The 18,616-nt window shown below is 67.6% G+C and carries 20 protein-coding genes; 12 read left to right on the plus strand and 8 right to left on the minus strand.

Features of this window, described 5'->3' with window-relative positions; genetic code table 11:
* The first annotated feature begins 148 nt into the window (after nucleotides 1-148).
* Genes GRI55_RS02825 through GRI55_RS02835 form a run of 3 tightly spaced genes read left to right on the plus strand, consistent with a single transcriptional unit; the run spans nucleotide 149 to nucleotide 3,037 of the window.
* A complete protein-coding gene (locus GRI55_RS02825; RefSeq protein WP_050601648.1) occupies nucleotides 149-835 on the plus strand; it encodes a hypothetical protein in 687 nt (228 codons plus the stop codon).
* Between the two features lie 49 nt (nucleotides 836-884).
* Nucleotides 885-1,625 carry a response regulator gene (locus GRI55_RS02830; RefSeq protein WP_160766128.1) on the plus strand — a complete coding sequence of 247 codons (741 nt, stop codon included), beginning with the start codon at nucleotides 885-887 and terminating at the stop codon, nucleotides 1,623-1,625.
* A complete protein-coding gene (locus tag GRI55_RS02835; protein WP_160766129.1) occupies nucleotides 1,622-3,037 on the plus strand; it encodes an ATP-binding protein in 1,416 nt (471 codons plus the stop codon). Before GRI55_RS02830 ends, GRI55_RS02835 begins: the two co-directional genes overlap by 4 nt.
* Here the strand turns inward: GRI55_RS02835 and GRI55_RS02840 are convergent.
* Nucleotides 3,034-4,608, minus strand: a complete 1,575-nt coding sequence (locus GRI55_RS02840) for a helicase HerA-like domain-containing protein (RefSeq protein WP_160766130.1) — start codon at nucleotides 4,606-4,608, stop codon at nucleotides 3,034-3,036. The genes GRI55_RS02835 and GRI55_RS02840 overlap by 4 nt on opposite strands.
* Before the next feature lie 113 nt (nucleotides 4,609-4,721).
* On the opposite strand from GRI55_RS02840, the gene pabB reads away from it, so the two are divergent.
* From pabB to GRI55_RS02865, 5 genes are all read left to right on the plus strand, one after another.
* The gene (gene pabB, locus GRI55_RS02845; RefSeq protein WP_160766131.1) at nucleotides 4,722-6,536 is read left to right on the plus strand and encodes an aminodeoxychorismate synthase component I; all 1,815 of its coding nucleotides are present in this window, start codon (nucleotides 4,722-4,724) and stop codon (nucleotides 6,534-6,536) included.
* Nucleotides 6,537-6,639: 103 nt separating this feature from the next.
* The gene (locus GRI55_RS02850) at nucleotides 6,640-7,296 is read left to right on the plus strand and encodes an RluA family pseudouridine synthase (RefSeq protein WP_050601643.1); all 657 of its coding nucleotides are present in this window, start codon (nucleotides 6,640-6,642) and stop codon (nucleotides 7,294-7,296) included.
* The gene (arfB, locus tag GRI55_RS02855; protein WP_050601642.1) at nucleotides 7,289-7,693 is read left to right on the plus strand and encodes an alternative ribosome rescue aminoacyl-tRNA hydrolase ArfB; all 405 of its coding nucleotides are present in this window, start codon (nucleotides 7,289-7,291) and stop codon (nucleotides 7,691-7,693) included. The genes GRI55_RS02850 and arfB overlap by 8 nt, the downstream gene beginning before the upstream one ends.
* Nucleotides 7,694-7,881: 188 nt before the next feature.
* Nucleotides 7,882-8,049: a 50S ribosomal protein L33 gene (rpmG, locus tag GRI55_RS02860; RefSeq protein WP_050601641.1), complete on the plus strand. Its 168-nt coding sequence runs from the start codon at nucleotides 7,882-7,884 to the stop codon at nucleotides 8,047-8,049.
* A gap of 74 nt (nucleotides 8,050-8,123) precedes the next feature.
* Entirely contained in the window at nucleotides 8,124-8,786 is a 663-nt protein-coding gene (locus tag GRI55_RS02865) for a LolA family protein (protein WP_160766132.1), read from the plus strand.
* A 269-nt stretch (nucleotides 8,787-9,055) separates the two neighbouring features.
* Here GRI55_RS02865 and GRI55_RS02870 read toward each other — a convergent pair whose 3' ends face one another.
* Nucleotides 9,056-10,507 carry an alkaline phosphatase gene (locus GRI55_RS02870; RefSeq protein WP_160766133.1) on the minus strand — a complete coding sequence of 484 codons (1,452 nt, stop codon included), beginning with the start codon at nucleotides 10,505-10,507 and terminating at the stop codon, nucleotides 9,056-9,058.
* Nucleotides 10,508-10,599: 92 nt separating this feature from the next.
* Here GRI55_RS02870 and xth point away from each other — a divergent pair, with 92 nt between their 5' ends.
* Genes xth through GRI55_RS02885 form a run of 3 tightly spaced genes read left to right on the plus strand, consistent with a single transcriptional unit; the run spans nucleotide 10,600 to nucleotide 12,958 of the window.
* Nucleotides 10,600-11,391, plus strand: coding sequence for an exodeoxyribonuclease III (gene xth, locus GRI55_RS02875; protein WP_063505308.1), 792 nt, complete (start codon nucleotides 10,600-10,602; stop codon nucleotides 11,389-11,391).
* Between the two features lie 35 nt (nucleotides 11,392-11,426).
* Nucleotides 11,427-12,446, plus strand: coding sequence for a GTP cyclohydrolase II (gene ribA / locus GRI55_RS02880; RefSeq protein ID WP_160766134.1), 1,020 nt, complete (start codon nucleotides 11,427-11,429; stop codon nucleotides 12,444-12,446).
* The gene (locus GRI55_RS02885; RefSeq protein WP_307019856.1) at nucleotides 12,443-12,958 is read left to right on the plus strand and encodes a GNAT family N-acetyltransferase; all 516 of its coding nucleotides are present in this window, start codon (nucleotides 12,443-12,445) and stop codon (nucleotides 12,956-12,958) included. Before ribA ends, GRI55_RS02885 begins: the two co-directional genes overlap by 4 nt.
* Here the strand turns inward: GRI55_RS02885 and GRI55_RS02890 are convergent.
* The 6 genes from GRI55_RS02890 to recQ form a co-directional block, all read right to left on the minus strand.
* Nucleotides 12,936-13,922 (minus strand): right-handed parallel beta-helix repeat-containing protein, encoded by a 987-nt coding sequence (locus GRI55_RS02890; protein ID WP_160766135.1) that lies wholly within the window; start codon nucleotides 13,920-13,922, stop codon nucleotides 12,936-12,938. The two genes, GRI55_RS02885 and GRI55_RS02890, sit on opposite strands and share 23 nt — an antisense overlap.
* 61 nt (nucleotides 13,923-13,983) lie before the next feature.
* Complete coding sequence (locus GRI55_RS02895; protein WP_160766136.1) at nucleotides 13,984-14,247, minus strand: hypothetical protein; 264 nt, start codon at nucleotides 14,245-14,247, stop codon at nucleotides 13,984-13,986.
* Nucleotides 14,244-15,215 (minus strand): alpha/beta hydrolase, encoded by a 972-nt coding sequence (locus GRI55_RS02900; protein ID WP_160766137.1) that lies wholly within the window; start codon nucleotides 15,213-15,215, stop codon nucleotides 14,244-14,246. The genes GRI55_RS02895 and GRI55_RS02900 overlap by 4 nt, the downstream gene beginning before the upstream one ends.
* 1 nt (nucleotide 15,216) lies before the next feature.
* On the minus strand, nucleotides 15,217-15,456 hold the full coding sequence (locus GRI55_RS02905) for a type II toxin-antitoxin system antitoxin (protein WP_160766138.1): 240 nt from the start codon (nucleotides 15,454-15,456) through the stop codon (nucleotides 15,217-15,219).
* Nucleotides 15,434-16,348, minus strand: a complete 915-nt coding sequence (locus GRI55_RS02910) for an SPFH domain-containing protein (RefSeq protein WP_237452384.1) — start codon at nucleotides 16,346-16,348, stop codon at nucleotides 15,434-15,436. The genes GRI55_RS02905 and GRI55_RS02910 overlap by 23 nt, the downstream gene beginning before the upstream one ends.
* 57 nt (nucleotides 16,349-16,405) lie before the next feature.
* Nucleotides 16,406-18,175 (minus strand): DNA helicase RecQ, encoded by a 1,770-nt coding sequence (gene recQ / locus GRI55_RS02915; RefSeq protein WP_160766139.1) that lies wholly within the window; start codon nucleotides 18,173-18,175, stop codon nucleotides 16,406-16,408.
* Nucleotides 18,176-18,296: 121 nt separating this feature from the next.
* Here recQ and GRI55_RS02920 point away from each other — a divergent pair, with 121 nt between their 5' ends.
* A complete protein-coding gene (locus GRI55_RS02920) occupies nucleotides 18,297-18,584 on the plus strand; it encodes a hypothetical protein (protein ID WP_160766140.1) in 288 nt (95 codons plus the stop codon).
* Nucleotides 18,585-18,616 lie beyond the last annotated feature (32 nt).

Here is an 18,616-nt window from a genome sequence, read left to right on the forward strand (position 1 = left end):
GTGATACCTTCCGTTACAATTCAGGCCAGGTTCGGGATATTGCTGCGACATTGTCGGCCTAGAACAGGGACACGAGCTGCGGCGGGCCAGACCTCCCTCCCCTCAGACCCCGGTCCGTCGCAGCTCTCCAGACCTTTGGAGATATCCTATGAACAAGACCATCCTTGCCCTTTCCGCCGCCGCACTGGCGCTGACCGGTACCACCGCGATCGCGCAGCACCGCGGGGCGCATAATCCCGATACCGATGGCAACGGCAGTGTCACGCTGACCGAAATGCAGGCCGCGAGCGCCGAACGTTTCGCCCGCATGGATGCCAATGGCGACGGCGTGATCGACGCTGCCGACCGCCAGGCGCGCGGTGCCCAGATGTTCGCCCGCGCCGATGCCAATGGTGACGGCGAGCTCACCGCAGCCGAAATGCAGGCCGCCCGCGAGGCGCGCAAGGCCGATCGTCCCGAGCGCGGCGAACGCAGCGAACGGCGGGCCAAGCGCGGCGGTGACCGGACCGAACGGATGGCCCAGCGTTTCGCGCAGGCCGATACCGACAATTCGGGCGGCCTCTCGCAAGCCGAACTCGCCGCAATGCACGAAGCGCGCGGCGAACGCGGCAAGCGGGGCAACCGCGGCGGGAAGCGCGGCGGCATGTTCCTGAGCGCCGATGCCAATGGCGACCAGGCGATCAGCCGCGCCGAATTCGATGCCGCGGTGCAGGCACGTTTCGCCAAGCTCGACAGCGATGGCAATGGCGCGATCTCGGCCGAGGAGCGCGAAGCCCACAAGGCGGAACGCCGGGCCGAACGGCAGGCCAAGCGCGGCGAGCGCCGCGGCCAGTAACGCTTGATCGCATGGACCGCTGGACGGTAGGCGCGCAAGTGCAAGACCTATGACCGAACCCGCGCCCACCTCCATCCTGCTCGTCGATGACGAGCCCAGCCTGCGCGAACCCCTGGCGGAGTATCTCTCCCGCCAGGGGTTCGTCGTGCGCGAGGCGGACAGCGCCGCGCAGGCGCGCACGCTGATCGCGCAGGAATTGCCCGATCTCGCCCTGCTCGACATCATGATGCCGGGCGAGGACGGCTTGTCGCTGTGCCGCCACCTCGTCGAAAGCCGCGGCCTGCCCACGATCCTGCTGACCGCCAAGGGCGAAGCGATGGACCGGATCATCGGATTGGAAATCGGCGCCGACGATTACGTCACCAAGCCGTTCGAACCGCGCGAGCTGGTGGCGCGCATCCGTTCGGTGCTGCGCCGTGCCGAACGGCCGGCCGCTGAGGCAACGGACGAGGAGCTGCTCTACCATTTCGAGGGCTGGCAGCTCGATCCGCTCAAGCACCGGCTGACCGATCCGACCGGCGCGCTCGTACCGCTGTCGACTGCCGAGTTCCGCATGCTCCGGGCGTTTTGCGATCATCCGCGCCAGGTGCTCGATCGCGACCGCCTGCTCGATATGGTGCAGGGGCGCGAAGCCCAATTGTTCGACCGCGCGGTCGACAACCAGATCAGCCGGCTGAGACGCAAGATCGAAACCGACAGCCGCAATCCCCATTTCATCCAGACCGTGCGCGGCGGCGGCTATCGCTTCGGCGCCGAAGTGACGCGCGTCGCGCGCGGCGAGACGGCATGACGCGGTTGCTGCCGCGCAGCCTGCTGGGCCAGGTCATGCTGGCACTGGCCGCGGCGCTGCTGATCGCACAGGCGATTTCGGCAGTCATGCTGTACCGGGCCGCATCCGAACGGCGCGAGTTCGCACTGGCCAGTGCCGCCAGTTTCCAATTGCTGGCCGGCCAGCGGCGCGATCTGCGCGGCGAGCGGCGTGCCTCCGGCCCGCCCCGTCCAGTCACTCGCCGCATCCCCGGTGCCGAGCGCGGCCTGCGCCTTCCCCGCCGAATCCGCTTTACCGAGACGGCTGCCGTTCCGCTGCTTCCCGGCGAGAGCCGCAACCCCGCGCGCGAAGCCACCATAACCCAGCAGCTCGAACGGCAGGGGCTGGCCGTGGCCGAAGTGGTCGCGACCGAGCGCGCCGTATCGGCCGATCCGCTGATCGCGCAGTCCGCGGCCGATTCCCCCGAATGGCGCGAGCGGCTGCCCGCAAACCGCGAGACATTGCTGGTCGTGGGGCTGAGGCAGGCGGGCAGCGACGACTGGCAGGTCGCGCGCCTTGCCGTGCCACCGCCCGATCGCGGACCCGTGCGCTCGCTGGTGCTGCAGACGGTGATCCTGTTCCTCGTGCTGGTCGGCCTGCTCTATTTCGTCCTGCGGCGGATCACCCGCCCGCTGGCCACGCTGGCCGAGCGCACGCGGCGTTTCGGCAGCGGCGCGGTCCCCGGCGAGCCGCTCAGCCCGAGCGGCCCCGACGATGTCCGCCGGTTGATCCACGCGCATAATGCGATGGAGGCGCGGATCGGTTCGATGCTCGACGAGAAGGACGTCATGCTCGGGGCGATCGGCCACGACCTCAAGACCCCTCTGGCGGCGCTGCGCGTGCGCATCGAAAGCGTCGAGGACGAAGCCGCGCGGGCAAAGATGGCGGCCACGATCGAGGACATCACCCGCACGCTCGACGAGATCCTTTCGCTCGCGCGGATCGGGCGCAGCGACGCCCCGCCCGAGATGACCGAACTGGGCGCGCTGGCCGCTTCGGTGATCGAGGAATTCGAGGACATGGGCCAGCCGGTCACGCTTGCCAGCGGGAGCCGCATCGCCGCGGCGGTCCATCTCACCTGGCTCAAGCGCGGGCTGCGCAACCTGGTCACCAATGCGCTGCGCTATGCCGGCACGGCGCACGTCAGCGTGCTGCGCGAGAACGGCATGGCGGTGCTGCGGGTGGAAGATGACGGCCCCGGCATCCCCGAAGAGCGCATCCACGACATGCTCGAACCCTTCACGCGCGGCGAGGCCAGCCGCAATCGCGAAACGGGCGGGTCGGGGCTGGGGCTGACGCTAGCGCGTGCGGTGGCGGAACAGCACGGCGGCACGCTGTCGCTCGCCAATCGCGCGCAGGGCGGCCTGCGCGCCGAGATCCGCCTGCCGCTCTAGCGCATCAGGCCGCCGACCAGATTGCGGACGAAGCGGCCCGCGATGCTGCCGCCGAATTCGGTGGCGATCGTCCCCGCCGCAGAGGTTGCCGCAGTGCGCACCGGATTGGCGCTGCTGGTCCGGCCCATCACCTTGGCCGCGATGATCGAGGCCGCGCTGCTGGCGGCGGCCCCTGCCGCGGCCTTGCCTGCACGCTCCCACAGCGAAGTGGTCTTGCGGCTGCGCTTGCGCACTTCCTTCTCGCCCTTCTCGGCGACTTCCTCGGCAGTGGCGGCGGCGTCCGCGGCCTTGGCGGCAAGCACTTCCTCGGCGCTTTCACGATCGACCGCGACGTCGTATTTGCCATCGACCGCGCTCACTGAATTGACGATCGCGCGTTCCTTCTCGGTCACCGGGCCAAGACGCGATTGCGGAGGCTTGATCAGCGTCCGCTGCACCACGGTGGGCGCGCCGTCCCCGTCGAGCGTCGAGACCAGCGCCTCGCCCACCTTGAGTTCGGTGATCGCCTGCTCGACATCGAGTTCGGGATTGATGCGGAAGGTCTCCGCTGCCGCCTTGATGGCCCGCTGGTCGCGCGGGGTGAAGGCGCGCAGCGCATGCTGGACGCGGTTGCCCAGCTGGCCGGCGATCTTCTCGGGAATGTCCACCGGGTTCTGCGTGACGAAATAGACCCCGACGCCTTTCGAGCGGATCAGGCGGACGACCTGTTCGACCTTGTCTTCGAGGGCTTCGGGCGCATCATCGAAGAGAAGGTGCGCTTCATCGAAGAAGAACACCAGTTTCGGCTTGTCCGGGTCGCCCACTTCGGGGAGGCTCTCGAACAGTTCGGCGAGCAGCCACAGCAGGAAGGTGGCATAGAGCTTGGGCGCGCGCATCAGCTTGCTCGCGGCGAGCACGTTGATGACGCCGCGACCCTGCGCATCGCATGCGAGAAAATCGTCGATTTCCAGCGCAGGCTCGCCGAAGAACCTGTCGGCGCCCTGGCTCTCGAAGCTGAGCAGCTGGCGCTGGATCGCGCCGACGCTCTGTTTGGCCACATTGCCATATTTGCCCGACAGGTCTTTCGCATTGTCGTAGGCATAGGCCAGCATCGACTGCAGATCGCCCAGGTCGAGCAGCAGCAACCCGTTGTCGTCGGCATAGCGGAAGACGATGTTGAGCACGCCTTCCTGCGTCTCGTTCAGGTCGAGCAGCCGTGCGAGCAGCATCGGCCCCATTTCCGAGATGGTGGTGCGGATCGGGAAGCCCTGTTCGCCGTACAGGTCCCAGAACACCGCGGCGTTGTCGGCATAGGCGTAATCGTCCATGCCCAGTTCCTGTGCGCGCGCCTCGAGCTTGTCGGCATGCTTGAATTGCGGCGATCCCGCCAGCGAGACCCCGGCGAGGTCACCCTTCACATCGGCGACGAACACCGGCACCCCCTGCGCCGAAAAGCTTTCGGCAAGGCCCTGCAGTGTCACCGTTTTCCCGGTCCCGGTGGCGCCCGCGATCAACCCGTGCCGATTGGCCTGGTCGAGCCGCAGGTGCTGGCGCTGGCCATTCGCGCCCAGTCCCAGAAAAATCTCGCTCATGCACTCAATCCCCATTCCGCAGGCCCGCCGATGCCGGCCATCTGACGCAGCCTTGTGGGTGCGGTCAAGCAATCCCTCGACAGGCGCTGCGCTTGCGGTAAAGGCTGGCACCGATGGCGGAACGGCAGCCCTTTGTCCTGCTCGACGATGCGCGTGAAACGGGCGCAGCCGATGCCTTGCTGTTCGAAAACCCGCGCCGGGTCTTCGTCGCCCACCGTCCCGAACAGGTCGCCCGGGCGCTTGCCGATGCCGATGACGCGCGCCGCGAAGGCGGCGAGCTGGCGGGCTATATCGCCTATGAGGCCGGGCTCGCGCTCGAAGACCGGTTGGCCGACCGCGCGGCGGTGCGCAGCGGCGGTGCGGGTCCGCTGGTGTGGCTGGGCCTGTTCGGCGAACCGGTCCGGATCCCCGCTGACGAAATGCCGCACTGGCTGGCGGCGCGCGCACCGGGTGGCGGCAGCGTCGGCCCGCTGGAACCGCAGCTTTCGCCCGGCGGCTATGCGCAGGCCTTCGCGCAGTTGCAGGAGGCGATCCGCGCGGGCGATATCTACCAGGCCAATCTGACTTTCCCGTTGGCGGGCGGTTTCTCGGGCGATCCGCTGGGCCTCTATGCCGCGCTCAGGCCCGCGGCGCAGGCCGGTTACGGCGGCGTGGTCTTCGACGGCGCGCACTGGCTGCTCAGCCTCAGCCCCGAACTGTTCGTGTCGCTCAAGGACGGCGAGGCCAAGGCCAAGCCGATGAAGGGCACGCGCCCCCGCGGCGAAGATAGCGCCGCGGACGAAGCGCTGGCGGGCGAGCTGACCGCTTCGGTCAAGGACAAGGCCGAAAACCTGATGATCGTCGACCTGATGCGCAACGACCTGTCGCGCGTCGCGGAAGCGGGCAGCGTGCGCGTCGACAATCCGTTCGCGGTCGAGAGCTACCCGACGGTGCACCAGATGGTCAGCGTGGTGCGCGCGCGGCTCAAGCCGGAATGCGGCGCAGCCGATCTCGTGCGTGCACTGTTCCCCTGCGGATCGATTACCGGCGCCCCCAAGATCCGCGCGATGGAATTGATCGACGCCGCCGAACGCGACCCGCGCGGGCCCTATTGCGGCGCGATCGGGCGGATCGGCGCGGGGGGCGACGCCGCCTTCAACGTCGCGATCCGGACGCTGCGGCTGACCGAGATAGAAAACGCCCGCGGCAAGGCCGTGCTGGGTGTCGGCGGGGCGATCGTCGCCGACAGCGAGCCGCGCACCGAATGGCGCGAAGCGCTGCTCAAGGGCGCTTTCGCGCGCACGTCCTCGCCCGCGCACCAGGCCGCGCAATTCGACCTGATCGAAACCATGCGCTTCGTCCCCGAAACCGGGATCGCCATGCTCGAGACCCATCTCGAACGGCTGAAGGCGAGCGCTGGAGAACTGGGCTTCTCCTTCGACCGGCACGATGCCCGCAACCAGCTGCACGCGCTGTGTTTCGTGCTGGAGAAGCCAAGCCGCGTGCGCCTGCTTGCTGCGCGTTCGGGTGCGATCGCGCTCGAGGCGCAGGACATGCCCGCGCCCTGGGGCGACCCGGCCCGCTGCATAATCCTGCCGCTGCCCGTCGATCCCGGCGACTGGCGGCTGCGCCACAAGTCCAGCGACCGCGGGTTCTACGACGAAGCGCGCCGCGTGGCGCAGGCACATGACGCCGACGAGGCGCTGTTCGTACGCGAGGACGGCCTGCTCACCGAAGGCAGCGTGACCAACATCTTCGTCCCCAGCCCCGACGGAGTGCTGCTGACCCCGCCCGCCCGGCTGGGCCTGCTGCCCGGTGTCTTCCGCCGGACACTGATCGAGGAAGGCCGCGCGCGCGAAACGGAAGTGCGAATCGAGGACCTCGCGGGCGGCTTCATGCTCGGCAATGCGCTGCGGCTGATGATGGATGCGCGGCTGGTCGGCGAATGACGCCCGCACGCCTGCCGCTTGTCGCGCGGCAGGTTTTTCTCCAAGGACGGCGCATCCCTCCCCCTACGGCCCTTCGACACGCTCGGGGCGAACGGAAAGCTCTATGTCCCATATCCCCATCCTGTTCGAAGACGGCGAAGCGCTGGTCATCAACAAGCCTTCCGGGCTGCCGATCGAACGCCCCCGCCGCGGCGGGGCCTCGCTCGAGGACCATTTCGAGGAATTGAAGCTGGGTTTCCAGCGCGCGCCCATGCCCGTGCACCGGATCGATACCGATACCAGCGGGTGCCTGCTGCTGGCGCGCAACGCCAAGGCGCTCAAGCGCTTTGCCAAGGCGTTCGAGGAACGCCTGGTCGAGAAGCGCTATCTCGGGGTGCTGTCGGGCGTGCCCGCCGATAGCGAAGGCACGATCGAACTGTCGCTGTCCAAGATCAGCAGCGCGGAAAAGGGCTGGCGGATGATCGCCGCGAAAAAGGGCAAGCCCTCGATCACCCACTGGCGGGTGCTGGCCGAGCACGGTGGACACACGCTGGTGGAATTCCGCCCCGAAACCGGGCGAACGCACCAGATCCGCGTGCATTGCCAGGCGGGGCTGAACCTGCCGCTGCTGGGCGACCCGGTCTATGGCAATGGCAAGGGCGCGCCGCGCACCATGCTGCATGCCGCGGCGCTGACCGTGCCGCGCACGGGCAAGCCGCCGATCGATGCCGCCGCCCCGCTGCCGCGCGATTTCGCCGCGCTCGGCTTTGCCGATGGGTAAGATTGCCGACCGGGCACTCGAAATCGCCGAAGAGAAGTTCATCGCTTCCTCCGGCCCCGGTGGGCAGAACGTCAACAAGGTCGCAACCTCGGTCCAGCTGCGGGTGGACGTCTTCCAGATCGGCCTGCCGCCCGAGGCTTTCGAACGGCTGAAGGACATCGCGGGAAGCAAGCTGACCAAGAATGGCGAGATCGTCTTTACCGCCAACGAATACCGCACGCAGGAGCAGAACCGCGAGGCCGCGCGCGAACGGCTGGTGGCGCTGCTCCACGAGGCGCTGAACCCGCCGCGCAAGCGAAAGAAGAGCCGGGTTAACCGCGTGGGCAAGGTCAAGCGGCTGAAGGCGAAGAAGGTCCGCGGCGATGTCAAAGCCAAGCGCGGCAAGGTGGACTGGTAGGATAATGCAAAGGCCCGCCCGCCCGCGCAGCGCCGCCGGGGGGTCGACCGGCAGCGCAATTTGCGCCGCCGGATGCTTGACTTTCGCGCGTGAATCGCCCAATGGCCGCGCCGGAACGGCGGTGCTGTGCGCGCCGCCCTTGTTTTTTCGGGCCCGACCGGCCCCTTTCAGATCTTTAGGAACACGCCATGGCGAAGCCCGCAACCGTCAAGATCAAGCTCGTCTCGACTGCCGATACGGGCTTCTACTACGTGACCAAGAAGAACCCGCGCAACCACACGGAAAAGTTCACCTTCCGCAAGTACGATCCGGTTGCCCGCAAGCACGTCGAATTCAAGGAAGCGAAGATCAAGTAAGGCGCGCCTTGCTGAACCGCGGGAACGCAGTTGGTTCAGTGATGGTTCAACGCTCCGTGTCTATCAGCAGGAGCATGAGCACCTTGTCTTCGAAATCGAACAAAACGATCCGCGCCGCGCTGGCTCTTTCGCTGGCTGCGGCGCTTCCCGTATCGGCCGCGCTTACGCCTGCGCCCGCGGTGGCGGCCGAAGGCGATCTCGATCGCGCGGTGACCGCGCTGCGCGGGATTTCCACCATGAAGGCCGATTTCGTCCAGACCGACCGCAGCGGCCAGACGGTCCGCGGCGTGATGACGCTCAAGCGTCCCGGCAAGATCCGCTTCGAATACGAAAAGGGCGTTCCCATGCTCGTCGTGTCGAACGGCAAGTCGATGTACATGGTCGATTACGAGGTCAATCAGGTCCAGCGCTGGCCGATCAGCAATTCGCCGCTGGGGGCGTTGCTCGACCCCAGCCGCGACGTGAAACGGTATGGCAAGCTGGTCCCGACCAGCCATCCCGATGTGGTCAGCGTCGAGGTGCGCGACACCAAGCGCCCCGAATTCGGCGTGATCACGCTGATTTTCGCACGGGACCGCGCCGCGCCCGGCGGGCTGCGGCTGACGCATTGGGTCTCGCTCGATTCGCAGAATCACCGGACCACGGTGCAGCTCGCCAACCAGCGCTATGGCGTCGCGGTGGCGGACAGCGCGTTCACCTTCCGTGATCCGCGCCGTTCATCCCGTCGCCCGGGATAAACGGCCTCGCGGCGAACGGTGCGCGGTGTGCGATATCCCGCGACGGTGCGTTCATAGAACAGCAATCGGCCCCGGCCTAATTTAACCATCACGAGACGACACGAAGCGGGTTTCCCCCCTGTTGACCCCTTCGATCCGGTTCATCTCGTACCAAGCGTGACGAACGCTCACAGGAAACCCCCGCACCAATGCCCCCGGTGCGGGGGTTTTTTGTGTCTTGGCGCCGTGCGGGTGGCGGCCCGGACGCAAGGTCCGGGCCGCGCCGCCGATCAGTCCGCCGGCCAGCCGTATGCCTTGCGGATCACGTCGTAGATCAGGTTCTGCTCCATCACGCCGCGCACGCTGCCCGCGCCCGGGCCATTGGCGTAGAGCGCGACATCCTCGCCCGCATGCGTTTCCGAGCCCAGGGGGACCAGCGCCTGCTGATGCGCCATCACCCCGGTTTCGGGGGTCGGTCGGCCGCCGCCCGGCGCATCGTGTTTCACCGCGCCCGGACCATTGGCATAGCCCAGCGTGGTGTAGGGCTGGCCATCGGCGGCCAGCATCGGATCGGCGTCGTCCCCGCCCCCGCCGGCGGGCGGGACGACGAGGCCGAGGATATCGTTGCCGCGCCGCGGATAGCCCGCGATGGTGAACACATGGCTGTGATCGGCCGTGACCATGATCAGCGTTTCGGCCGGGTCGGTGTTGTCGATCGCCCACTGGATTGCGCGCGCGAATTCGACCGCTTCCTCCAGCGCGTAGCCCGCCTGCCCCGCGTGGTGGCCGTGATCGATCCGCCCGCTTTCGACCATCAGGTAGAAGCCGTCCGGGTCGCCTGCCAGCCGGGTAACGGCCGCGGCGGTCATGTCGGTCAACGTGGGTTCGCTGCTCTCGGCGTCGCGATCGACCATGTAGGTCATGTGGCTGGGCGAAAAGAGCCCGAGCAGCGGCGCATCGGCAGGAGCTGCGGCCAGATCGGCGGCGGTGGTGACGAAATGGCCCCCGGTGGCGGCCTGCCAGTCGCCGGGCAGGTCGGCGCCGTCATCGAGCCGCAGTCCGCCGTTCTGCTTGCCATAAAATGCCACACTGCCGCCGCCCAGCGCGACATCGAACGGCGCGGCGACCAATTGCTGCGCGATGTCGCTGCAGCCGCGTCCGCGCTGGTCTTCGGGAATGGCGGTATCGCCTTCCCAGTCGCGCGACACGCTGCGCGCATAGACCGAGGCGGGGGTCGCATGCGTGAGCCGCGCGGTGCTGACGATGCCCAGCGCCAGTCCGCGCTGCTTCACCTCTTCGCCCAGCAGGCCCAGTTCGTGCCCGCTGCCCGAAGCGCAGTCGCCCGTGGTCACGCCGGGCCCGTAGCCGAGCACGCCGATCCGGGTTTTCACGCCCGTATGCATGGCGCTGGCCGTGCCCGCGCTGTCGGCGACCTGCGCGTCGGTGTTGTAGGTCTTGACCAGCGCGACATTGTCGAAGGTCTCGAACGGCAGGACGTATTCCTCGCCGCTCTGCCCCTGCTTCTGGCCCGCATAGATGCGCGCGGCGGTGACGGTGGAAATGCCCATGCCGTCGCCGATGAACAGGATGACGTTCTTCGCCTTGCCCGCGGCCTGTGTCTCGCTGGCAGCCGACGCGGCGCGCGCCTTGTCGGGATAGTTGTAATTGTTGGTGGTGGTGCAGCCACCCAGCAACAGCGCGGCGGATGCCGCCAGCGCGGCGAGGGAAGGGGTCCGGATCATGTAGCTCTCCTGGCAATCGCCCCCCGCGCTATCGGCTCGATGCGAAAAGGGAAAGGTGGAGTTTTCCCGGCGCGCGTCCTAAGTCGCTGGCCATGGTTTCTATCGCTACCTGGAACATCAATTCCGTCCGCCTGCGCATGCCCATCGTCGAGCGCTTCATCGAAGAGCAGGCGCCCGATGTGCTGTGCCTGCAAGAGATCAAGTGCCAGGAGCACCAGTTCCCCTACGAGGCGTTCCGCGCGCTGGGATACGAGCATTTCGCCGTGCATGGGCAGAAGGGCTATCACGGCGTCGCGACGGTGGCGAAAACGCCGCTCAGGGAATTCAGCCGCCACGACTGGCAGGACAATGGCGAGGCGCGCCATGTCGGGGTCGAGCTGACCGAGCATGACGGGATGATCGTCGAGAATGTCTATGTCCCGGCGGGCGGCGACGAGCCCGACCGCGAGAAAAACGCCAAGTTCGGCCAGAAGCTCGATTTCCTCGACCGGATGACCCGCTGGGCCGATGCGGTCGACCGCCCGACGCTGATCGTCGGCGATTTCAACATCGCCCCGCTCGAAAGCGACGTGTGGAACCACAAGCAATTGCTCAAGGTGGTCAGCCACACGCCGATCGAGGTCGAGAGCCTGCAGCGCTTCATGGATGCGCATGGCTGGAGCGATATCGGGCGCGAACACGTCAAGGCGCCCGAACGCTATTACAGCTGGTGGAGCTACCGGTCGAAGGACTGGAAGGTGAACGACCGCGGCCGCCGGCTCGACCACATGTGGGCCAGCCCCGAACTCGCACGGCAGGCTACCGGCCATTCGATCCACGAATACGCGCGCGACTGGGAAAAGCCGTCGGACCATGTGCCGCTGGTGACGGAGTTCACGCTCTGAGCACGGCCTCCCCTTCACGGCGCGCGGCGCAGGCGGTGGACGCGCTGCGCCACGGCTGGCCGCTCGCCATCGAAGGGGCCCCGCTGCTGCAACCGGTCGAAACCGCTTTCGGCGAGCTGGCGGGATCGGCCATGCTGATCTCCGCCACGCGCGCGGCGACGCTCAAGCTGGCCAACCAGATCGAAGCCGCCGCGCCGCGCCAGCCGGTGCTGATGCGCGGCGCCGACCGGTTCGACCTGCCGGCCGCGCTGGCGGTCGCCGATCCGGCGCTCGACATGGCCAACCCGCTCAAGGGGCCGTTCAAGGCCATGGCGCTCGAATGGGAGGAGCAGGCGCGCGCCGCGCTCGACCTCGCCCGCCTCGCCGGCGTGCTGCCTGCCTTTCTGGTCGATCCGGAGAATGCCGGCGAAGCGGTGGCGCTGAATGCTGCCGATGTGGGCGCCTTTACCGATGCCGCGCGGCTGCAGATCGCCTCGCGCGCGCGGCTGCCCGTGGCCGCCGCCGACGATGCGCGGATCGTCGCCTTCCGCAGCCCCGACGACACACGCGAGCATGTCGCGCTGATTATCGGCGAGCAATCGGCCGACCGTATTCCGCTGGTCCGGCTGCACTCCGAATGCCTCACGGGCGATATCCTCGGCAGCCTCAAATGCGACTGCGGCCCGCAGCTCGCCGCCGCGCTGCAGGCGATGGCGCAGGAAGCGGACAAGGGCGGCTGGGGCATACTCCTGTACATGCGGCAGGAAGGCCGCGGGATCGGCATCATCAACAAGCTGCGCGCCTACCGCCTGCAGGACCAGGGCTTCGACACGGTCGACGCGAACACGCGGCTGGGCCTGCCCGACGAAGCGCGCGATTTTCCCACTGCGGCGCGGATGCTGGAGCTGCTCAGTGTCGGGGAAATCCGGCTGATGACGAACAATCCGGCCAAAGTCGCGGCGCTCGCCGCGGTGGGCGTATCGATTGCCGAACGCGTGCCGCATGCGCTGCCCGACAACCCGCACAACGCCCATTACCTTGCGACCAAGCGCGACCGGTCGGGACATTTGCTGTGACCGCGATCGCGATCCGGCCCGAACGCGGCGGCGATGCACCGACGATCTTCGCGCTGACCGAGGCGGCGTTTCGGGACATGCCCCATGCCGAGGGCGACGAGCAGCAGCTGGTCGACCGGCTGCGCGCCGATGGCGATCTGGCGCTGTCGCTGGTGGCCGAGGATGCGACGCGGATCGTCGGCCATGTCGCGTTTTCGCCGGTCGCCATCTCCGATGGCAGCGAGGGGTGGTTCGGGCTCGGCCCGGTCAGCGTCTGGCCCGAATTGCAGCGGCAGGGCATTGGTTCGGCGCTGATCAAGCGCGGCATTGCCGATCTGCGGGAAAGCGGTGGGCGCGGGATCGTGCTGGTCGGCGACCCGGCCTATTACGCGCGCTTCGGTTTCGAATGCGATCCCGCGCTGCGCTACGACGGGGCGGAGCCCCGCTATTTCCAGCGATTGGTGCTTGAAGGCGACGCACCGCGCGGCGCGGTGAACTTCGCCCCGGCGTTCAGCGGCGCTCGAAGCGCCTGACGTTGCTGCCGAGCCTGTTGTTCTCGATCACCAGCGCGTCATTGGTCCAGTCGGCAATAAAGGCCGGACTGCGCGACAGCCCCGGGACCATCCGCGCATCGTTGTCGGCAATGACCAGCCCGTCGGACGTGTAGCGCGCGCCTTCGGCGCCGATGGCGATCATCGTCGACCAGTTTTCCTTGTCGCGCCCCTGGACGAACCAGTTTCCGCGGATCGCACCGGTCCCGCCGTTGGGCAAGTCGATCAGGTAATTGGTGCCGTGGCCGTTGGCATCGTCGAAACTGTTGCCCTCGATCACGTTGCGCGCCGCGCGCGACTTGAGGTAATGGCCGCCGGTGCCCTGTTCGAACCGGCTGCGCGTCACCGTGACGCGGCCGTAATCGCCGGCATAGATCGAATGGGCGCAGCCGCCCGAATTTTCGCAAGTGCCCAGCCGGGTGAAGGTCGATTTGTCGACCACCAGCTCGCTGTCGACACCATTGGTGGTCAGAATGCCCTGCTGGCTGTCACGGAACCAGCTTTGCGAAACGCGCAGCGGCCCCTCTTCAAGACGGATACCCGCGCCATTGCCATCGGCAACCGCGATATCGGCAAACACCAGGCCTTCGACGCTGGCCCCGCGTCCGCGCAGCACCAGCGATGCCTTGCCTTCGCATGCCTTGCCGCCCAGCAGCGCTTCGCCCGGCTGTTCGGCACGGAAATGCACCACGCCGTCACGTTGCACGGCGCATTCGTTCCAATTGCCTGCGGCAATCACCACCGTGCCTTCGCTATCGCCGATCGCATCGACTGCAGCCTGCAGCGACACGTAGCCGCGGCCGGTTTCGGCCACGGTGAAACTGGCGCGGCCCTCCCCCTGCGCCAGCAGCGCGGCCAGCGGGATCACGCCCACCGCCGCCGCGGCGATCGCGGCGAGTAGCCAGCGCGGCAGGCGCGAGGCAGGAGGGACGAAAGGCGAAGCCATGCGGAGCGTCTAGCCCATAATGGTTAATGGGCGAATAACTCCGTCCATCGCGCTGTTCCTGTCAATCGCGTTCGCCGTGGCGCCAGCGCCAGCCGCCGCGTGTCTTGCGCTTTGCGACGAGCAGGAAAAACGCTGTCGCGAAAATCCAGACGGCTGCGGCAATGCCGGTGCCGAGAATGGGATCCCATTCGAGGAGAGGGTTGGGGGCGAGCATCACCGCGATGTAGCCGGCCAGTAACGCCCAGCCTTGCCACGCGATCGGCAGCCCTGCGCCATAGCCGAAGCGTTTGGGTGCGAACCATGCCCCGTCATCACGCTCGCTCATTCGCTTGCTCCCCTATCGCGCGTCACGAAATCCGCCACGCCCGCGACCAATGCGCGCGATACCGGTATCGAGGGGTCGCCATAACTTGCGCGATTCGCTGCGGCCGCGCCGTCCGGAATGTCCTTGAGCACATGGTTCATCGCCGGAATTTCGAGATACTTGGCCTGTGGGGCCGCCGCACGAAGCATTTGGGCATCCTTTGCAGTGACTTGCAGATCGGTCCCGCCATGGACGATCAGCATGGGCAGGTCGGTCTGCTTTGCCAGCGCTGCGGGATCCTGCGCCATCAAATCGATGAGAAAGCCCTGCACTGCGGGCGCGAAGAGGCTCTGAAGCGCCGGATGCAGCGGCGTGACATCGACGCGTTCGCCGGTTTCCAGAGTCGCGATGGCCGCCTCGGCTTCGTCCAACAAGGGCGCATTGGCGGGATTGGCGCGCAATTGTTCGCGCAGCAGGGTGGCCAGCGGGCGGCCCGGTACAGCGACGAGGATGATCCCGCACAGATCCGGCACGTCCTGTGCCGCGGCGAGCGCGACGATCCCGCCCTCGCTATGCCCCAGCAGCCAGATACACTCGGCCCCGGTCGCGGTGCGCGCCGCGCCCACCCAGCTTGCAGTATCGGTGACATAATCGGCGATTGTGACCGCATTGGCGTCCGCCACCGCCGCCTTGCTGGCGAACATGCCCCGCTTGTCGGTCCGCAATGTGCCGATGCCGCGCCCGGCCAGCGCCTCGGCGAGCAGGCGATAGGATGCCGCAGTCACTCCCAGCGGATTGTTTCCATCGCGGTCAGTCGGGCCCGAACCCGGGATGATCAGGACCAGCGGTTGCCCTTCGGCGGGCGCGACCAGCGTTCCTGCAAGATCGCCTCGTGGCCCGGGGGCAACCAGCGTTTCCTGGGCCACCGCGGGCGCGGTGCCCACCGATGCCAGCAGGGCCCCGGCGCTCAGCCAGTGAATCACTTTCATCTCACTCCTCCTCCTTCTTTGGTCGGCCGCGCTTGGGCGGCTTCGAAACCGGCACCTCGATCCCGCGCTTCGCCAGCGCTTCGCGCAGCAGCATTTCGATCTGCGCATTGGCGCTGCGCAATTCGCTTGCCGCGAGCCGCTCGATCGCGGCGTGGACCGCCGGGTCGAGGCGCAGGGCGAAGGCCTTCTTCGTCATCGGATCCTGGGGCTGGGCATGGCTACTGGTAGAGCGAGCCCGCATTGATCACGGGGTGCACGTCCTTCTCGCCGCACAGCACAACCATCAGATTGCTGACCATGGCCGCGCGGCGTTCGTCGTCCAGTTCGACGATGTCGTCCTGCGCCAGCTTGGTCAGCGCATCCTCCACCATGCCGACCGCGCCGAGCACGATCTTGGCCCGTGCCGCGATGATCGCATCGGCCTGCTGCCGCTTGAGCATGGCGCTGGCGATCTCGCTCGCATAGGCGAGGTGAGTGAGGCCCGCCTCGTCGACGAGGATCCCGGCAGCTTTCAGCCGGTCGTTGAGTTCCTCGAGCAGTTCGCGGTTGATGACGTCGGCGCTGCCGCGCAGCGTCACTTCCTCGTTCTCGAAATCGTCATAGGGATGGCGCGACCCGACGGTGCGCAGCCCCGCCTCGATCTGGATGTTCACGAATTCCTTGTAATCGTCGACATCGAAACTGGCCTGCGCAGTATCCGCCACGCGCCACACGACGTTGCAGGCAATCTCGATCGGATTGCCGCGCAGATCGTTGATCTTCACCCGCTCCGAATGGATGTTGTGCGCGCGGACCGAGAGCTTGGTCCGGACCATCCACGGCCACACCCAACGCAGGCCCTCGCGCCGCTCGGTGCCGCGATAGGCGCCGAACAGCGTGATCACCGCGGCCTGGTTGGGCTGGATCATAAAAAAGCCAGCCGCCAGGAAGGCGAGCACCAGTATCGGCAGGATCAGCAGGCCGACGAAGGTCAGCTTGGCGGCCCTGTCGGCGTCATGCAGCGGCATGTTGCCCACGATGTTCCATGCCGCCAGCGCCAGCAGCAGCGCGATCAGCGCCAGCACCGGATAACCGCTGAAGCTGGAGCCCGGATGCTCGCTGCTGGTTTTCATTCCCCTGAGTTCGACAGCCATGACGAATCATCCCTCCAATAATTATGATATCACTTTTATATCACAGGATGACGGGGTTCAATGGTCTCCGATCACGCGCAGGAAGCGCTCGCCATAGGCTTCGAGCTTTTTCGCTCCGATACCGGGGAGCCGGCCCAGTTCGCCGAGCGTGCCGGGGCGCGCGCTGGCCATCTCGCGCAGCGTCGAATCGTGGAAGACCACATAGGGCGGCACCTGCGCTTCCTCGGCCAGTTCCTTGCGCAGCGCGCGCAGCGCCTCGAACAATGGATCGCCCACCGGGTTGGGGGTCGCATCGCCGCGGCGGCGCCGCTGGCGCTTGGGCGGCACAACGATCTCGACCGCGCGCCCGCCGGTCAGGATCGCGCGCGCCGAGCCGCCCAGCGCGAGCCCGCCATGCTCGGTCGCGACCAGGTCGCCGCGCGCCTGCAACGCCCGCGCGACCGGCTGCAGCAGGCGCGCGTCCTCGCCCTCGACGATCCCGAAGACGCTCAACCGGTCGTGCCCGCGCTGGCGCACGCGCTCGTCCTCGCTCCCGGTCAGGACCTTCTGCAGGTGGCCCATGCCGAAGCTTTGCCCCGTGCGGTAAACCGCCGAGAGCAGCTTGCGCGCCAGCTCGGTGACATCGGTCACGCTCGGCTGTTCGAGGCAATTGTCGCAATTACCGCAGGTCTCGGGCGGGTTCTCCCCGAAATGGCGCAGCAGCACCGCGCGGCGGCAGGCGGCGGTCTCGACCAGCCCGGCAAGCGCGTCGAGCCGCGCACGCTCCGCGCCGCGCCGCGCCTCGTCGATTTCGGCCAGCCGCTGCCGCGCGGTGGCGAAATCACCCGCGCCCCAGAACATCACCGCTTGGGCCGGATCGCCGTCGCGCCCCGCCCGGCCGGTTTCCTGGTAATAGCCTTCGATCGACTTGGGCACGCCGACATGCGCGACGAAGCGCACGTCGGGCTTGTCGATCCCCATGCCGAAGGCGACCGTGGCGACGATCACCATGTCCTCGCTGGTCACGAATGCCGCCTGGTTGGCCGCGCGCGTCCCCGCATCGAGCCCCGCGTGATAGGGCAGCACCGCGCGCCCGGTGGCAGCGGCCAGCTTGTCCGCCAGATCCTCCACCTTGCGCCGCGTCGGGGCGTAGACGATCCCCGGACCGGGTGCGGCGGCCATCAGATCGGTCAGCTGGCGCACCGGGTTGTCGCGGTGGCGGATGGCATAGCGGATGTTGGGCCGGTCGAAGCCTGCGAGCACCAGCCCGTCGTCGGGTATGCCCAGCTGCGCCATCACGTCGCTGCGGGTCTGTTTGTCGGCGGTGGCGGTCAGCGCCAGCCGCGGGACATGCGGGAAGGCATCGAGCATGCTGCGCAGCATGCGGTAGTCGGGGCGGAAGTCGTGCCCCCATTCGGACACGCAATGCGCCTCGTCGATCGCGAAGAGACATAGTGGTGCGGCACCCAGCAGGTCGCGGAAACCCGGCTGGCTGGCGCGTTCGGGCGCGACATAGAGCAGGTCCAGTTCGCCCGCGCGGAAGGCATCCTGCGTTTCGCGCCAGTCGGCATCGGCGCTGGTCAGCGTGGCCGCCCGGATGCCGTTGGCGCGCGCGCTGCGCAGCTGGTCGTGCATCAGCGCGATCAGCGGGCTGATGACCACGCAGGTCCCCGGCAGCATGACTGCGGGCAGCTGGTAGGTCAGCGACTTGCCCGCCCCCGTCGGCATGACCGCCAGCGTCGACTGCCCGTCCAGCACGCGCGCAACGACCTCTTCCTGCCGCCCGCGGAAACCGTCGAAGCCGAAGACATCCTTGAGGGAATGATATGCGCTGGCGATCCCGGTCATGTGCGCCTGATGGCAGATGGTTTGGCGCGCGCAACCGGCGCACCGCGATTTTCCCCTTGCCCAGCGCCCGTCGCTTGCGCTTTACCCGCCGCGCAAGTTCGAAACCGGAGAGAGAACCGCCATGAAATTCCGTATCGCCCTGACTGCTGCCGCCTCGCTCGCGCTCGCCGCCTGTGGCAGCAGCGAAGATGCCTCGACCGAAGCCGAGGCCGACACCGTCGAAATGACCGCCGACGAAGCGCTGACCGATGTCGAGGAAATGCCGGTCGAGGATCCCGCCGCCAACACCGCCACGGTCGAGATGGACACCGCCTCGCCGAGCGAGGAAGCGGAGATCCAGGAAGCCGGCGACAGCGCCGCCGATACCGCTGCCGCAGCCATGGATGCGATGGCCGAAGACGCGAACTGACCGGCCTGCACACGCGCCGCGTTCTTCCGGAC

Origin of the sequence: Qipengyuania citrea, assembly GCF_009828015.1 — a bacterium.
Taxonomy (GTDB): domain Bacteria; phylum Pseudomonadota; class Alphaproteobacteria; order Sphingomonadales; family Sphingomonadaceae; genus Qipengyuania; species Qipengyuania citrea.

Coding starts and splice junctions, on each gene's coding strand:
- GRI55_RS02825 (WP_050601648.1), top strand. CDS start 149: ATGAACAAGACCATCCTTGCCCTTTCCGCCGCCGCACTGGCGCTGACC.
- GRI55_RS02830 (WP_160766128.1), top strand. CDS start 885: ATGACCGAACCCGCGCCCACCTCCATCCTGCTCGTCGATGACGAGCCC.
- GRI55_RS02835 (WP_160766129.1), top strand. CDS start 1,622: ATGACGCGGTTGCTGCCGCGCAGCCTGCTGGGCCAGGTCATGCTGGCA.
- GRI55_RS02840 (WP_160766130.1), bottom strand. CDS start 4,608: ATGAGCGAGATTTTTCTGGGACTGGGCGCGAATGGCCAGCGCCAGCAC.
- pabB (WP_160766131.1), top strand. CDS start 4,722: ATGGCGGAACGGCAGCCCTTTGTCCTGCTCGACGATGCGCGTGAAACG.
- GRI55_RS02850 (WP_050601643.1), top strand. CDS start 6,640: ATGTCCCATATCCCCATCCTGTTCGAAGACGGCGAAGCGCTGGTCATC.
- arfB (WP_050601642.1), top strand. CDS start 7,289: ATGGGTAAGATTGCCGACCGGGCACTCGAAATCGCCGAAGAGAAGTTC.
- rpmG (WP_050601641.1), top strand. CDS start 7,882: ATGGCGAAGCCCGCAACCGTCAAGATCAAGCTCGTCTCGACTGCCGAT.
- GRI55_RS02865 (WP_160766132.1), top strand. CDS start 8,124: ATGAGCACCTTGTCTTCGAAATCGAACAAAACGATCCGCGCCGCGCTG.
- GRI55_RS02870 (WP_160766133.1), bottom strand. CDS start 10,507: ATGATCCGGACCCCTTCCCTCGCCGCGCTGGCGGCATCCGCCGCGCTG.
- xth (WP_063505308.1), top strand. CDS start 10,600: ATGGTTTCTATCGCTACCTGGAACATCAATTCCGTCCGCCTGCGCATG.
- GRI55_RS02890 (WP_160766135.1), bottom strand. CDS start 13,922: ATGGCTTCGCCTTTCGTCCCTCCTGCCTCGCGCCTGCCGCGCTGGCTA.
- GRI55_RS02895 (WP_160766136.1), bottom strand. CDS start 14,247: ATGAGCGAGCGTGATGACGGGGCATGGTTCGCACCCAAACGCTTCGGC.
- GRI55_RS02900 (WP_160766137.1), bottom strand. CDS start 15,215: ATGAAAGTGATTCACTGGCTGAGCGCCGGGGCCCTGCTGGCATCGGTG.
- GRI55_RS02905 (WP_160766138.1), bottom strand. CDS start 15,456: ATGCGGGCTCGCTCTACCAGTAGCCATGCCCAGCCCCAGGATCCGATG.
- GRI55_RS02910 (WP_237452384.1), bottom strand. CDS start 16,348: ATGGCTGTCGAACTCAGGGGAATGAAAACCAGCAGCGAGCATCCGGGC.
- recQ (WP_160766139.1), bottom strand. CDS start 18,175: ATGACCGGGATCGCCAGCGCATATCATTCCCTCAAGGATGTCTTCGGC.
- GRI55_RS02920 (WP_160766140.1), top strand. CDS start 18,297: ATGAAATTCCGTATCGCCCTGACTGCTGCCGCCTCGCTCGCGCTCGCC.